Genomic DNA, 14,428 nt, shown 5'->3' with positions numbered 1-14,428 from the left:
CGAACGTGGGATCACCTGTCGGGTGCGAACCCTATGGTGACAGAGGCCCCGTATTAGTCGTCGGAGTCACGCCCGACCAGGGAGGACGGGAAGGCCGTCCACAGGGCGAAGGGGGCCAGGTGGCTGGATACTCAACGACCGTGAGGTATGCGTAATGCAGAACGCCGAAATGGTGCTGAATGTCCTACGTGAACGCGGAAGGCGTGGCCTGCCGTGCAACGAACTGTACCGACAACTGTTCAACCCGAGCCTGTACCTACTGGCCTACGGCCGAATCTACTCCAACGACGGAGCGATGACGCCTGGGGCCTGCGGAGAAACCGCCGACGCGATGTCTTTGGCCAAGATCGACCGCATCATTGATGCGATGCGCCACGAACGCTACCGATTCCAGCCAGCACGACGCGTCTACATTCCCAAAAAGAATGGAAAACGGAGACCCCTGGGTCTACCGTCATGGTCGGATAAACTCGTCGGCGAAGTCGTCCGCCTTCTGTTGGAGGCGTATTACGAGCCGCGATTCTCCGATCGCTCACACGGTTTCCGTCCCAACCGTGGCTGCCACACCGCACTAAACGAAGTGGCAACCACCTGGACTGGGACGACCTGGTTCATCGAGGGAGATATCGCCGACTGTTTCGGAAGTCTTGACCATGAGGTCATGCTGTCGATCCTGGCGGAAAACATCCACGATAACCGGCTCCTCCGGCTCATCAAACAGATGCTACAAGCCGGGTACTTGGAGGACTGGGAGTATCACGCAACACTCAGCGGCGCCCCGCAGGGTGGTGTGGCATCACCGATCCTTTCCAACATCTATTTGGATCGGTTGGACAGATTCGTCGAGACAGTGCTCATCCCGCAGTACACCCGAAGGGCTGGCAGAACACCCAACCCTGCCTACCACAGGATATCGGCCGCTATCAAACGCGCTTACCGGCGCGGCGATCGGATAGCGGCACGCCGGCTGCGTGTGGAACGACGTGGCATGTCCGGATGGGACACTCATGATCCCGAATACCGGCGGCTACGATATTCCCGTTACGCAGACGACCACCTCCTCGGGTTCATCGGACCCAAGGCCGAAGCCGAGCAGATCAAACAACGCCTGGCCCAGTTCCTGCATGACGACCTCAAACTGGACCTGAGCCAGGACAAGACCTTGATCACGCATGCCCGCACCCAGGCTGCGCAATACCTCGGCTACGAGGTCACCGTCCAACACAGTCAGTGCCGCCCCAGCGTCAACGGCAGCATCTGGCTGCGGGTTCCCCGGACGGTGATCACCGCCAAGATCGCCCCCTACCTCGAACGCGGTCAACCCGAGCGCCGCAAGGAGTTGATGAGCTGGGACGACCACGCCATCATCAGCACCTACGACGCCGAGTACCGGGGCGTGGTTCAGTACTACCTGCTCGCCGGCGACGTGTCGAAGCTGAAACGGCTTCGGTGGGTCGCCGAAACGTCGATGCTCAAGACCCTGGCTGCGAAGCATCGCTCGACGGTGATGAAGATGGCCCGCAAGTACAAGGCCAAAATCGTCACACCGCACGGGCCGCGCACCTGCTTCCAGGCCATCGTGGCACGGCCGGGCAGGAAACCACTGGTCGCCAGGTTCGGTGGTATCCCCCTGAAACGGCAGAAGAAGGCGGCCATCAACGACCGCCTACCAGCCCCGATCACCACCCGTCGTAAAGAGCTGGTCATCCGGCTCACGGCGGGACAGTGCGAGTGGTGCGAGCGACGCGGCCCGGTGGAAACCCACCAGGTCCGCAAGCTCGCCGACCTCGACAAGCCGGGGCGACCACAGCCCGCGTGGGCGCAACTCATGGCCCGGAAACGCCGCAAGACCCTCGTGGTCTGCGCGGACTGCCACAAGGCCATCCATGCGGGACAGCCAACCGCGACACTCACGGAACAGCCGCTGGAGAGCTACGTGCGCTGAAAGGTGCCCGCGTGGTTCGGACCGGGGGCCGTTGGAAAAGGCGCCGCACACAGCGGAAACCTCGCCAACGGCCTACCGGTGTTTCGGGTACTCGACGACGCGATCGCCCAACTACCGGCGTCCTACCGGCGGAAGATCCTGATCCGCGTCGACGGCGCCGGCGCCACCCACGACCTCATGACACACCTGGAGCGGCTGAACCGGACACGACGCAACGTGCGCTTCACCGTCGGCTGGACCATCACCGCCGCCGACGAGACCGCCATCGCCCGGCTACCCGAGACCGCGTGGACCGACAGCCTCGGCCAGGACGGCACCGCCACCACCGGACAGGCACACACCGCCGAGCTGACCGGCCTCAACCAACGCCTCGACAACTGGAACACCGGGCTACGGCTGATCGTGCGACGCACCAGAGCGTCGGCCCGGCACGCGAAGAACCTCACCGCCCTGGAACGATCCACCGGCTGGCGATACGCGATCGTCGCCACCAACATCGGTCGCCTCGGACGGGTAGCCGGCTCGCACCAGCCACAATGGCTCGACGCCCTCCACCGCGCCCACGCCGGCGTCGAGGACCGCGTCCGCACCAACAAGGCCATGGGCCTACGGAACCTGCCCTCCAAGGACTGGACCGTCAACCAGGGCTGGGTCCTCGCCGCGAACATCGCCGCCGACCTCGACACCTGGACCCGGCTCCTCGGCCTACACGACCAGGCCGACCTCGCCCACGCCGAACCCGACACCCTGCGCTACCGAATCCTGCACCTCCCCGCGAAACTCGCCACCCACGCCCGCCGCACGATCCTGTCCATCCCCGACACCTGGCCCTGGGCCGAAGCGTTCACCCTCTGCTGGCAACGCCTCAGCCTGATACCCCCACCCACCTGACCCCCAACACCGGCCCCTACCAGCAGAAAGACGCCACCGGCACCAGGAGGACCGGCGCACCCGCAGCGACACGCGGCGAACCGACCCCCACCCCGAGTGGACAAAACGGTCAGCCGAACCGGACTACCAGGGATCAACACCCTCTGACGGATTGAGGTTAGCCTGATCACGGACGTCGCGTTCAACTTGCACGGCGTCGTGCTGTCGCTGCGGCCGCGCCGCCGGCAAGCAGAGTTGATCGTCGGGTTCGGCACGGTGATGCCCTTGCCGGGATGCCCGAAGTTGTGTGCCGCTACCCGTTCCATTTCCGGTGGGCCGGCAAGGTCAGGGCGTCAGCAGACGACGTTGGGCGGCAGCCGCATCTCGACGAAAGTTCGACTCCTGCGGATACTTCCAGTCCGGGAAACGCTCGTTCCACAGCCGGAACCGTTCCTTCCATGGCTTCTCGACATGCTCGGCCCCGGTGAACGCCGCCAACCGAAGGTGCTTGATCGTCGTACGCCGCCGGCCCGCATGGTGGTACTCCTCGCGGGCGCGCTCGAACGCCGCCAGCACTTCCTGCGGACTTGCGCCCGCGTCAACGTCCAACGTGATGCGACGAGCCCAGTCCAGCCCGTAGTTGTACCGCACGTTCATCGCCGGAACCGTAACCTTTACCCCCATGATCATCGGCGGTGTCCCGGTCAGGACGAACACCGACGCCTGTGCCGGCTGCCAACTGAAGCTCGCCGCCAAACTATCGGCGAGCCGCCCCAACTGATCGAGCCCGCCGTTGGCCGCGACAGTCCGACGGCGGACACCTCGATCGCCCGGCAGTGCGTAGGCAAGAAGCCGGCTGGAGAAGTGGACTCCGGTCGTCACCGCGGCGATCGGCGGGTCGAACCGCGGCACTGGGCCGTCCCACTCCACCGCCGTTCCTGGCGGAATCGTGAACGACACATCGGATGTCCGCTCGCCGTCCTGGTCCGTCTGCTTGTCGATCCAGTCCTCCAACTCGGCCCAGGCGACGAGGCCATCGGGAAGGTAGGTCGCGCGGAACGTCACCACATCTGGATCCTCCGCCGCGTGGCGGGCTACAAGCTGGGACAGCGCCCACATCCGCTCCTGGCCGGCGTCGGGCCCGCTCGCACTCGCGGCCGCCCCGGCGGACCTGTCTGCAGGTCGTGACGCCAGGATCTCCCGGACTTTCCGAGCGTGCTCTACCAGCCACTCAGGGTCTTGTCCGCCGACCAAGACCTCCTCGACGTATTGCGCGTACAGCAGCATCGCCCACACCGCCGGGAAGTTCTTGGACCTCAACGCCCTGCGGACGTACTCCTCAAGATCCGCTTCGTGCATCAGTTAAGCGTACTCGTGACAGATGCACCAGGATTTGAGGGCATGAACCCTGACTCACGCCTCACACGGCTCATCACCACGATCCGGCGGATACGTCGTCTCATCGCCGAGCTGACCGCACTGCTCGTTGCGGTGGCCGGGCTTGTTGGAGCCGTCCTCGGCCTCATGCGCTGAATCCGGGGTGTCGGTAAGCAGGGCCCGTGGGATTGGAGCCGATGTTCGGCGTGTCGTGGCGCGTCTGGCAGCGGGTTGCGACTAATGTTCGAGTCGGCCATCACGCTGGCCTGCTCTGAGCGATCGCCTGGCACCCACGTTGCCTCTGGATCGCGACTGAGGACAAGCCGTCTTCGACGCAGCGTGAGACCGCCGTGATCTCGCGGGGGACGTGGGGCTCTGCTGGAGGATTCACGATGGGCCATTCCAGTGACAACCGCCGTGCTCGCACCCGGGCTATCCGTGCCCGGATGGCAACGACTGGCGAGCCGTACTCGGTCGCCGCGCGCCGTGTCGCGACCGAACAGACCTCTCATCAGGCCGAGGAGGTTTCCCCGGCTGTCCCCACCTCACTGACAAGGATCGTCATGGAAGACACCGTAGCGACGCGGGACGCGTTGCTCGACTGGGCCTATGACCAGGCTGGCGGCGACACCACGAACGCCATTCCGGTCATGCCGTTCGCTGAGGAACGCGATCTCGACCTCGACGCCGGCTTCACGCTGGTGGACATCTGCACGGCCAGCGGCCTGGCCCGGTCCGTGTCCACGTTCGGGAACCCAAGCATCCTGCTGACTCCGGACGGGCTGGCTCACGTGCAGGAGCGCCGCCGGCGCCGGGATGACCCGGCGCTGCGCGCTGTCGCGGCCCGTAACGGATTGCTGCGGTGGATGTACCGCCAGCACACTGCCGGGGTGCGCATGCCTCTCCCAAGCCGGTTCGCTTCGGCTCCCGAGGCGGCCTTCGAGGGCAGCGCGTTCACCGAGGTGGAGATCGCGCTGGCTGCCGAGTACCTCGCGAAGCGGGAACTGATAAAGGGCACTGGCGCGTTCGGTTACACCGGCCCGGTGCGGGCTGACATCACCCCGGACGGCATGGACTGCGTCGTCGATTGGAGTGCCAACGTGTCCGCCTACCTGCGCCGTCAGGAACCCACGGCGTCGACGTCGACGTCGACGTCCACGTACAACGGTCCCGTGTTCAACGGCAGCAGTGCGGACGGGGCGCAGCTCGCCTGGAACAACCAGTCGGTGACCCAGAACAACACTCGGGTCGAACAGATCGCCCCGGGATACGAGGCGCTCGCCAAGGCGCTGACCGAGGTACTGCAGCAGGTTCCGGCGATGGGCTTGTCCCCGGAAGCCCGAGAAGACGTTGACGCGGCCAGCAACGAGATTCTCGCCGAGATCGTGCGAGACGAACCGCGCCCCGGGCCGATCCGGCGGGCCGCGACGGTCCTTCGCACCTGGCTCACACCGATCGCCGCCGCCAGCGCAGCCGGAGTGAGCCAGGGCGTGAGCGACGGCGCGCAGGAAGCAGCGCGCACCGCCATCGAGCTGATCTCGTCCTTCTGACCGCGACTGCTGGACTCCACGTCCGCGACCGCGGATGTGGAGTCCAGCAAGAAACCTACTGCGAGGCCGCGAGTGGGGGCGGTGCTGTCGCGTTGAACTCGCAGCGAGATCACAGCGGACGAGTCCCGCCCCGCCGGACGGCACACCAAACCCGGTCGTCCAGCCGGCAGCCATCGGGCATCAGAGTCAGGACGACGGCTCGCGTTGTGCGGGAAGACCAGCGCCGGGCTGGGCGACGGGTGGCCAGTCGCACCCGCCTGCGGGGGCGGTGGGCTGTGCCCTCGGCAGATGATCCTGTCTGCTCGTGCCGGGGGCCAGCGGGTGCGGCTCGCCGGTCAGCGCAGCCAGGGCAGCGGCGACTTCCTGGACTTCAGCCCGCACGTAGGTCATCGTCGTCCCGACGTCGTTCTTGCCGCTGTGCCCTGCGTACGCGCGGGCCACCGCATAGCTGAAGGCGCGCTCCACCCAGGTCAGCGTGGTGTGCCGTAGCCAGTGGGTGCTGACCTGCTGCGCGACGACCCAGGGAAGGTGGGTGCCGACGCGGCGCCAGAGATAGTCGTAGCGCCGGTAGGTCAGCGCCCGACCGTCGCGGTAGCGCAACAGCGGCCCCTCCCGGTCGCCGTCGCCGCGCTCAGCGTGGTGGGCCAACAGGTGCCGCGTCAGCGTCGGCGAGACCGGCTGCCAGCGGGAGGTACCGCCCTTCTCCCGCAAGAAGATCAGACAGTTGTCCGGATCGAGGTCTCGCAGTCGCAGGGTCAGCGCCCCGCCGCGGCGGCAGGCTGTCTCCATGTGCAGCCGGATCAGCAGGCCGTCGAGGTGCGGGTCGTTGCCGGTCGTCGTGGCGATGTTGCTGATCGCGGCCAGCTGCGTCTCGGTCAAGGCGCGTCGGGTGCTGGCCAGCCGGCGGGGCTTGGGGACCTTGGCGGCGGGGTTGTCGGTTTGGCGGATCAGCCCGTCCATGACCGCATGCCGGTAGATGCAGCGCATCGCGGCGATCAGGTGTTCGGCCGCGGTACGGCCACCACGGGCGTTGCGTCGCACGACGACGTCGCGGCGGATCTCCTCGGCCAGCCGCTTGATCTCCAGCGGCGTGGGCTCGGTGATCCGGCGGGTGCCCCAGTGTTGGCAGATCCGTTGCCAGTACGAGCCGTAGACCCGGCGGGTACCGGGTGAGACAGCCTCGGCAACCTGCCACACATACTCGTCAAACGTTGGTATCGCCACCGACGCTGCCGTCGTACCGTGCAGCAACTGCTCGGGGGTGATATCAAGCTGCTTGAGCAGGTTGCGCAAGGTCTCCAGTTGCGCCGTGCGCTGATCCATACCCCCGGTCATCGTTCATCCCCGATGTCGTGTGAACGGCGGTAAGCGTCGACCATGTCATCGAGCACCGCCATCGGGACCACCAACAGTTCGCCATGTCGCTGGTTCGCGACAACCAGCACTCGGTCTCCAGGGGCGATCCGACATGTGCGACGTACCGCCAGAGGAAGCCGCAGAAAGCCGCGTCGGTTGATGCGGACGGTACGACCGGTGCGGGCTACCACGATCGGGCCGGGCTCGGTCGTCAAATCCATTGTCTGCCCGGCGGACCACCCCATCAAGGTCACCACCGATCGGGCAGCTAGCCGCCCATCGCGGTCGATCGGTGTGACCACCCCGTAGACCCGAGCCGTGAACGCGGCATCTACCGGAACGGGAAGCGGTAGCCCTGGCGGGGTGAGGTGCCCCGAGGATTCCGGACAGGGAGCCAATAAGGTTACCCTGTTAGGAAAGTCGAGGGAAGAAGCGCGATGGCACGCATAAGCTCATACACCCCAGAGTTCCGTGAAGAAGCAGTGCAACTCGTTCTACAGTCGAACAAGCCAGTGTCGCAGGTTGCCCGGGAGATCGACGTTCATCCGGAGACGCTGCGTTCCTGGGTCCGCCAGTACCGGCGGGAAAACAGCGGCGCCCAGAACAGCCCACAGATCGGCGTCGACGAGCGCGCTCGACTGAAGGAACTCGAACGCCGCAACCGGGAACTCGAAATGGAGAACAGCTTCCTGAAAAAAGCCGCGGCGTACTTCGCGAAGGGCCCTCGGTAACGAGCTTGTACGAGTTCATCGAGACGATGCGACTCGACACCGCGAAGTACGCCTACCCCGTCGACTTCATGTGCGAACAACTCGGCGTGTCCAGGTCCGGATACTACGAATGGCGAACCCGCCCCGACTCCGCGACCGCCACCCGCCGCGCCCACCTTCGATCGGCCATCGAGGAGGTGTTCGCCGCGTCTGACGGCACCTACGGGCATCGACGTGTCCACGCGCAACTGCGGCGCCAGGGCGTGTCCGCCGGGCCGGAACTCGTCCGCCAGCTGATGCGCGAGCTCGGGCTCGTGCCGTGCCAGCCCCGCCCGAGGCGGTGGGGACTCACCCAGTCGTCGTCCGGCACGGTGCCTGACCTCGTCGGCCGGGAGTTCACCGCCGACGCGCCTGGGGAGAAGCTCGTCGGCGACATCACGTACATCCCGACCGGCGAGGGGTGGCTGTATCTGGCGACCGTCATCGACTGCTGCACGAAGGAAGTCATCGGGTACGCGATGGACGACCACTACCAGACGCCGTTGATCTCCCGCGCCATCCGTAACGCCGCCCGGAATCGCGAACTCAGGAAGAACGCCATCTTTCATTCGGACCGGGGCAGCAACTACATGTCGGACGACTACGGCAGAACGCTTCGGGATCTGAGGTTGCGGCGATCCGCTGGCCGGACCGGAATTTGTTTCGACAATGCGATGGCGGAATCGTTCTTCGGTGCGCTGAAGAACGAACGCGTGTCGCGTGTGAAGTATCCCACGCGTGAGGCGGCACGTCGGGACGTTACTGCCTACATCGAATTCTGGTACAATCGTCAGCGTCTGCATTCAGCGGTGGGCTACCGACCTCCCCGGGAAGTCCACGCAGAGTTCGAGAACCTTCAAATCGCGGCGTGAAAGAACCGGCCGAACCACTGTCCGGAAAACGCGAGGCCCCTCAGCGCGGTCTGCTCCGGAACGTCTGGCCACGGCCTCGGTTGCATCGACATGACCACAACAACCCTACTGACCCACCGAAGGAGACGGGTACACGGCCGAATAAGCCATCAGGGTCGTCGTTGGCGGTTTCCTCCTCCCACCGCTCGTGGTAGCCGCCAGCTAGATGATCGATTCCAAGGGATACGGGGTAGCAAGCGGACGCGAGGGCATCCATGATCAACGTTGCCTAGGCAGCGAAACCATGGAGGCCACGTGCACGTCGATCTGGACACCCTCGCGACCGCACTGTACGTCAGGATCGACGACGAACTGAAGGCGTCCCCGCACCTCAACCGGTGGCGTCCAGCGGTCGGCATCACCGCCCGGATCACCGACGCCGAACTCATCACGGTGTCAGTGATGCAGGCACTACTCGGCTACCACAACGAGACCCGCTGGATCCGCTACGCCCGCAAATCCATCATCCACCTGTTCCCCCACCTGCCCAAACAGCCCGGCTACAACAAACGGCTGCGAGCGCTGACCACCCAACTGGCCCACTTCATCACGGTGCTCGCCACCGACACCGACCCGTGGCGGCACCCGATCCGGATCGCCGACTCCACACCCGTGCCCTGCGGCACATCCCGCGAGACGGTGCAGCGTTCCGACCTGGCCGGCTGGGCCGGCTACGGCTACTGCGCCTCCCACTCCCGGCTGTTCTGGGGACTACGCCTGCACCTGGTCACCACGGTCCACGGACTGCCGGTCGCGTTCGCCCTCACCAACGCCAAGACCGACGAACGTGAAGTCCTCATCGACCTGGTCACCCTGCAACCCGGCATGTTCCACCACCCCGACGGGGTGATCCTGGTCGTGGACAAGGGCTACCGCGACCGCGACACCGAAATCTGGCTCAACGACAACGATGTCACCGTCGTACGCCCCGCGTACCGCACCGAACCCGCACGACCCGGCCGGGGCCTGCTCCGCGCCGTCCGGCAGACCATCGAATCAGTCAACCAGACCTTCAAAAGCCAACTCGACCTCGAACAGCACGGCGGCCGGACCATCACCGGCGTCGCCGTCCGGGTCCTGCAACGCGTCCTCGCCCTGACCGCCGCGATCTGGCACAACTGGCACACCGGCCAACCGACCCTGCGCTCCCTGACCGCATTCGACCACTGACCCCTTGGAATCGATCATCTAGTTCGTCGGCGTGGGCGTCGGCGGGGTCGACGATGGTGGTGATCAGGGCGATCAACTCGCCGGTGCCGTCGCCGACGCGGTCGGGAATGTCGTACTCGACCACCCGGGCGAGGTGGACGACCGGCAGGCCCCGGTCGTCGAACGCGTCGGGAACGCTGTTGATGTCGGTCAGGTCAGCTCCGGCGCGGGCGGCCGCGAGCAGTCGTTCCCGTCGACCGCCACGGACGGTCGGTTTGATCAGGACGGTGAGATAGGTGCCGTCGGACAGGATCTTGACCACGGGCAGGTCGAGCTGGGTCGGGGCCCGCCACAGCAGCGCGGCGCCGGTCGCGGCGGCGGTGTCCCACGCCTGCCAGGAGTAGAACCCCCGGTCGGCGGTGAGTAGTTCGTCGGACCGTAGCCGTGGGTACAGCCGCTGCGCGAGGGTCTTCTCCCCTTCCGGGTAGGCGCCGATCTCGGCGGCGACGAAGGCGTGGGTGCCGCACTCCGCGAGGGCCACGACCCGGGCCTTCGGAAACGCGGAACGGTTCCCCCCTGACCCGGCGTAGCCGAACTCGGCCGCGTTGGCCGTGCTGTCGGGCACATCGACGGTGAACCCGTCGATCGCCAGCAGCCGCCACCGGCGTAGGAACGACCCCCGCGCGGTCCCCAACGCGCCCGCCGGCGCTGTCGGGCCCGCCTCGCCCGCGACCGGCCCGCACGTGCGCTCGAACAGCTCGGCGAACACCCGGCGGCCCAACCGTTTCCGCGCCTGGCTGATGGCACTCGAGGTCGGCACGCTCCACGCCGCGTCCCAGCACCCGAACCGGTCCAACGACCCGGTGACCCTGGTCGCGACCTCGGTGTAGTCATCGTCGGGGAACAACGCCAACCCCAACGTCAGGTAGGTGCTCACGTGCGCCGGCAGTTTCCCGTCCGACCGCTGCTCCCGCACCCCGCACACCTCGATCGCGGCGTCGACCTCCTCCCGCGACACCTGCGAGATCAGCACCCCGAGCGTCACCTGATCCGGCCGTACCACTGGACGGTCCACCACATCCACCGACATGACCCGTGATCAAAACAGTCAGCCGAGCCGTGGTCGTCCCGCCACGCCGCACCGCCCAGGAGTCCACATCAAACCCGCAGGTCAAACCCAAGATCAACTTAGGCTACGTGGCATTGCGCAAGGTCCAGAGCACGTAACGCGCCGTGATCGCGTCGAAGCTGCCCTCCGGGAAAGGTGGCGAGACAGCGTCGCCGACCGCGAAGACAGGCGCGTTCTGTACTTGACGTGCTTTGGCACGTGCGAAGTCGAGCATGCCCTCGGCGAGGTCGACGCCGGTCACGCGATAGCCGAGTCGCCACAACTCCATCGCCACCAGCCCGGTGCCGGTGCCCACGTCGAGCACATCGGCCGGCGGATTCGGCAGCCCCGAGGCCCAGATGCCACGCCAAAGTCCGGCCGCCTCACCGGTGTGCAGCACGCTGGTCGGATGTACGTCGTAGGCATCTCCCGCTTTGCTCCAGTACTCCGTGACAACAGCCTGGGCACTTTCCGAGTTTGTCATTGCATTCTTGTCCTTCCGATTTTCGATTAGTTATAGAGTGCGATGAGACTTTCGGCAACCTGGGGAACGGCGTAGGCGAAAGACGACCCCATGTCGCGGCCGGGATGATAAAGCGATCGTTCTTCACCGCGTCCAGGTTTCTCGTCAGCGGATCGCTCTTGAGCATTGCGATCTTCTCCTCGGCCGTATCGCCCGGCTATCCGCTCAACGTTCGGCGGCTCGGTCAGTGACCTGACCGACTCGCTGTTCGCGAGTCCGGATCGAGGATCCCGTCGAGCTGGGACGCGAGTAGCTCGACGTACGCTCCGCCAGCCGCGAGAAGCTCCTCATGCGTGCCGGACTCCGCCACCCGCCCTTCGGAGATGACGACGATACGGTCGGCGGTGCGGATCGTGGACAGCCGGTGGGCGATCACCAGGGTGGTACGACCATGCCGGGCTTTCTCCATCGCCCGAGCGACAGCGTGTTCGCTCGCTGCGTCGAGGTTAGACACCGCCTCATCCATGACAAGAATCGGAGCGTCTTTCAGCAGGGCCCGTGCTATCGCGATCCGTTGTCGCTGCCCGCCGGACATCAGCGCGCCGAGCTCGCCTGCGACGGTGTCGTAGCCGTCCGGCAGGCCGCTGATGAACTCATGCGCCTGAGCGTCCCGCGCGGCGGCCTCGACCTCCTCGTCGGAGGCGTCGGCGCGGCCGAGGCGGATGTTGTCACGGATGGTGGTGTTGAACAGGAACGTGTTCTGTGGGACCAGCGTCATCAGCTGACGCAGGTCCTCCTGCGGGAAATCCCGGACGTCGTGTCCGCCCACGGTCACCGAGCCGGCGGTGACGTCCCAGAATCGCAGCAGCAGATTCGCGGATGTCGACTTGCCAGCTCCGGAGTGCCCCACCAGCGCGACCGTCTCTCCAGGATGAATCTCGAAACTCACGTCCCGCACTGCCGGCGACAGGTCGCTGCGATAGGCAAATGTCACGCCGTCGAACTGGACATGCGGTTCAATCGATCCAGCCGGCGGCCGCGTGACCAGGTCGGACACCGGCGCGGGCTCATCGAGCAGGACGTTGATGCGTTCGGCTGCGGACGCGTAAGTAGTCCCAAGTCTCGTGGGTGACGCGGATAGGTGGGCATACCGACGGTCGGCGCGGCCGGTTGTGGTGACGGCGCCGTTGTGGTGGTGGGTGTCAGCCGGTCGGTGGTGGCTGGGCCCAGGTGTGCAGGTCGGCGGGAGACGCGGTCCAGGGTAGGAATCGTTGCAGTTCCGGGCCGGTCAGTGGTGTGCCGCCGTGGTGGCCGCAGGCGTCGAGGTAGGCGGTGAGGTAGGTCAGCGGGTTGAGGCCGGCCTGTTCGGCGGTCGCGGTGACGGTCCAGACGGTGGCCGCGAGGCGGGCGGCGTCGTCGGTGCGGGAGCCGTAGGCGTTCTTGCGGGTCACGACCGGTCTGCGTAGCGCGCGTTCGCTGGCGTTGTTGTCCAGGCTGATCATGGGGTGGTCGCGGTGTGCGGCCAGGCCGTCCCATTCTCGGTCCAGGGTGGCCAGGGCCTTCTTCGCTGGTTGTTGCAGCCCGGGGCTGGCCATCTGGGCCTGCCGGGCGGTGTCGATCGCGTCCAGGACGTTGTCCCAGACAGTGAACGCGTCAGCCAACCGCGTGGCGGCTTCGGTCGCGGCGTGTCCGGATACGGATGCCACGGACGCGTTCCACGCGTCGGTCAGTTCGTCGTGAGCGGCGTACAGGGCCTTAATCCGGTCCAGCCAGTCTCGGGTCCAGTACCCGAGTTGGGTCGGGTTCGCGTCCCCGGCGCGCACGAAGTACCGGCGGATGTGCGCCCAGCAGTACAGGTTAGTCAGGCCGTCGGTCTTGCGCCCGGCCGAGGCGTAGACGGTGTAGAAGTCGCTGGAGACGACCAGCCGACGCGGCCCGCCGTCGTCGTGCGGGGTCAGTTGCCCGGTGTCGGGGTCGATCCCGGCGTGCCGGGCCAGAACGGTGCCGGCGCGGGTCGGGTCCATCACGAAACAGGTGGTGTCCGCGGCGATGAACACCCACAGCCACCAGCGAGCCGGCCCGTCACCGGTATCGGTATCGGGGGTGAACACGTGCCACGAGGTTTCATCAGCGTGCAGATGCCACGAATCACGGTTACGGGCGACGATCTGCGCTTCCAGCGGTGCCAGCAACGTCCCGGCCGCCGCGCATGTCCCGACCAGCGTCGACCCGCTGACGTCAGCCCCGTGACGGGCCAGCCCGATGATCAGGGAGTTCTGGGAACGCCCGGCCACATACCGTTCGACCAGCAGCATCGCGATGAAGCCGTTACCGAACCGGCCCTTCCCGATCGCCTTCGGCGGCCCGGGTGCGGTCACCGTCCTCGCTCCCGCACACCGGCAACGCCGCCGGTACCGGCGGCGGCGGTGTACCACCACCCGCACCGTCACCCGCCAATCGACCTGCTCGAAGGCGTGATCACCGAACGCCTCGAACGGCGACGCGCACTGCGGGCAGCAGTACCCGCCCTCGGTGAAGTCCCAGAACACCTCCACCCGCGGCAAGTGCGAGTAGTCCCTGCGGCCGGCCCGGCCACCCGGCCCCCGCCGCGTCGCCTTCCGCGGCTGCTGCTCGTCAGACTGACCGCCATGTCCACTCTGGCCGTCCTCGTCCTCGTCCTCGTCACCGGCCGGCGACGATGGCCTGACCCGCTCCGACGAACGGCCGAACACCAGCCGCTGCAACACCGCCAGCTCCGCCGAGAGCCGCTCGTTCTCCGACCGCAGCACGGCATTCTCTTCCCGCAACTGAGCGGCGAGCCGCTCCCACCGCTCGTTGGCCTGCACCACCCGAGCCAGAACATCCCGCAGCCCGGCGTCAGCATCCGCCTCCACCGCAGCACCCGCCGAAACCGTCACGGCCACCAACCAACACCATCACGACCGCCCGA

13 protein-coding genes are annotated in these 14,428 nt (G+C 66.5%); 6 read left to right on the top strand and 7 right to left on the bottom strand.

Features of this window, described 5'->3' with window-relative positions; translation table 11 throughout:
* Nucleotides 1-154 precede the first annotated feature (154 nt).
* Both EDC02_RS07575 and EDC02_RS07570 read left to right on the top strand, forming a co-directional pair.
* The gene (locus EDC02_RS07575; RefSeq protein ID WP_233605788.1) at nt 155-1,945 is read left to right on the top strand and encodes a reverse transcriptase/maturase family protein; all 1,791 of its coding nucleotides are present in this window, start codon (nt 155-157) and stop codon (nt 1,943-1,945) included.
* A 78-nt stretch (nt 1,946-2,023) separates the two neighbouring features.
* The gene (locus tag EDC02_RS07570; protein ID WP_233605787.1) at nt 2,024-2,836 is read left to right on the top strand and encodes a transposase; all 813 of its coding nucleotides are present in this window, start codon (nt 2,024-2,026) and stop codon (nt 2,834-2,836) included.
* A 324-nt stretch (nt 2,837-3,160) separates the two neighbouring features.
* On the opposite strand, the gene EDC02_RS07565 is transcribed toward EDC02_RS07570, so the two are convergent.
* Nucleotides 3,161-4,174: a hypothetical protein gene (locus EDC02_RS07565; protein ID WP_123601336.1), complete on the bottom strand. Its 1,014-nt coding sequence runs from the start codon at nt 4,172-4,174 to the stop codon at nt 3,161-3,163.
* 42 nt (nt 4,175-4,216) lie between these two features.
* Between EDC02_RS07565 and EDC02_RS42310 the strand changes: the two genes are divergently transcribed.
* Both EDC02_RS42310 and EDC02_RS07560 read left to right on the top strand, forming a co-directional pair.
* On the top strand, nt 4,217-4,348 hold the full coding sequence (locus EDC02_RS42310; RefSeq protein WP_255500001.1) for a hypothetical protein: 132 nt from the start codon (nt 4,217-4,219) through the stop codon (nt 4,346-4,348).
* Between the two features lie 236 nt (nt 4,349-4,584).
* Nucleotides 4,585-5,742: a hypothetical protein gene (locus tag EDC02_RS07560; protein WP_148083362.1), complete on the top strand. Its 1,158-nt coding sequence runs from the start codon at nt 4,585-4,587 to the stop codon at nt 5,740-5,742.
* Between the two features lie 186 nt (nt 5,743-5,928).
* On the opposite strand, the gene EDC02_RS07555 is transcribed toward EDC02_RS07560, so the two are convergent.
* A complete protein-coding gene (locus tag EDC02_RS07555) occupies nt 5,929-7,065 on the bottom strand; it encodes a site-specific integrase (protein ID WP_123601334.1) in 1,137 nt (378 codons plus the stop codon).
* 8 nt (nt 7,066-7,073) lie between these two features.
* Complete coding sequence (locus EDC02_RS07550) at nt 7,074-7,400, bottom strand: hypothetical protein (RefSeq protein ID WP_148083361.1); 327 nt, start codon at nt 7,398-7,400, stop codon at nt 7,074-7,076.
* A gap of 135 nt (nt 7,401-7,535) precedes the next feature.
* On the opposite strand from EDC02_RS07550, the gene EDC02_RS07545 reads away from it, so the two are divergent.
* Nucleotides 7,536-8,719 (top strand): IS3 family transposase gene (locus tag EDC02_RS07545; RefSeq protein WP_123601332.1). Its coding sequence is split into 2 segments (ribosomal slippage): nt 7,536-7,803 and nt 7,803-8,719, totalling 1,185 coding nucleotides; the frame shifts between segments, so codons are not numbered across the junction.
* A gap of 294 nt (nt 8,720-9,013) precedes the next feature.
* Nucleotides 9,014-9,928, top strand: a complete 915-nt coding sequence (locus EDC02_RS07540; protein ID WP_123601185.1) for an IS982 family transposase — start codon at nt 9,014-9,016, stop codon at nt 9,926-9,928.
* On the opposite strand, the gene EDC02_RS07535 is transcribed toward EDC02_RS07540, so the two are convergent.
* The 4 genes from EDC02_RS07535 to EDC02_RS07515 all read right to left on the bottom strand — a co-directional run bounded on the left by EDC02_RS07535 (nt 9,813) and on the right by EDC02_RS07515 (nt 14,402).
* Nucleotides 9,813-10,982, bottom strand: coding sequence for an IS4 family transposase (locus EDC02_RS07535; protein WP_158632086.1), 1,170 nt, complete (start codon nt 10,980-10,982; stop codon nt 9,813-9,815). The two genes, EDC02_RS07540 and EDC02_RS07535, sit on opposite strands and share 116 nt — an antisense overlap.
* A 118-nt stretch (nt 10,983-11,100) precedes the next feature.
* Nucleotides 11,101-11,499: a class I SAM-dependent methyltransferase gene (locus EDC02_RS07530; protein ID WP_123601330.1), complete on the bottom strand. Its 399-nt coding sequence runs from the start codon at nt 11,497-11,499 to the stop codon at nt 11,101-11,103.
* 223 nt (nt 11,500-11,722) lie between these two features.
* Nucleotides 11,723-12,535 carry an ABC transporter ATP-binding protein gene (locus EDC02_RS07520; RefSeq protein WP_199757530.1) on the bottom strand — a complete coding sequence of 271 codons (813 nt, stop codon included), beginning with the start codon at nt 12,533-12,535 and terminating at the stop codon, nt 11,723-11,725.
* A 145-nt stretch (nt 12,536-12,680) separates the two neighbouring features.
* Complete coding sequence (locus tag EDC02_RS07515) at nt 12,681-14,402, bottom strand: IS66 family transposase (protein WP_199757529.1); 1,722 nt, start codon at nt 14,400-14,402, stop codon at nt 12,681-12,683.
* Between the last annotated feature and the right edge of the window lie 26 nt (nt 14,403-14,428).

This window comes from Micromonospora sp. Llam0, assembly GCF_003751085.1.
In the GTDB taxonomy this organism is placed as follows: Bacteria; Actinomycetota; Actinomycetes; order Mycobacteriales; family Micromonosporaceae; genus Micromonospora_E.
This window is presented reverse-complemented; position numbering and strand designations above follow the sequence as displayed.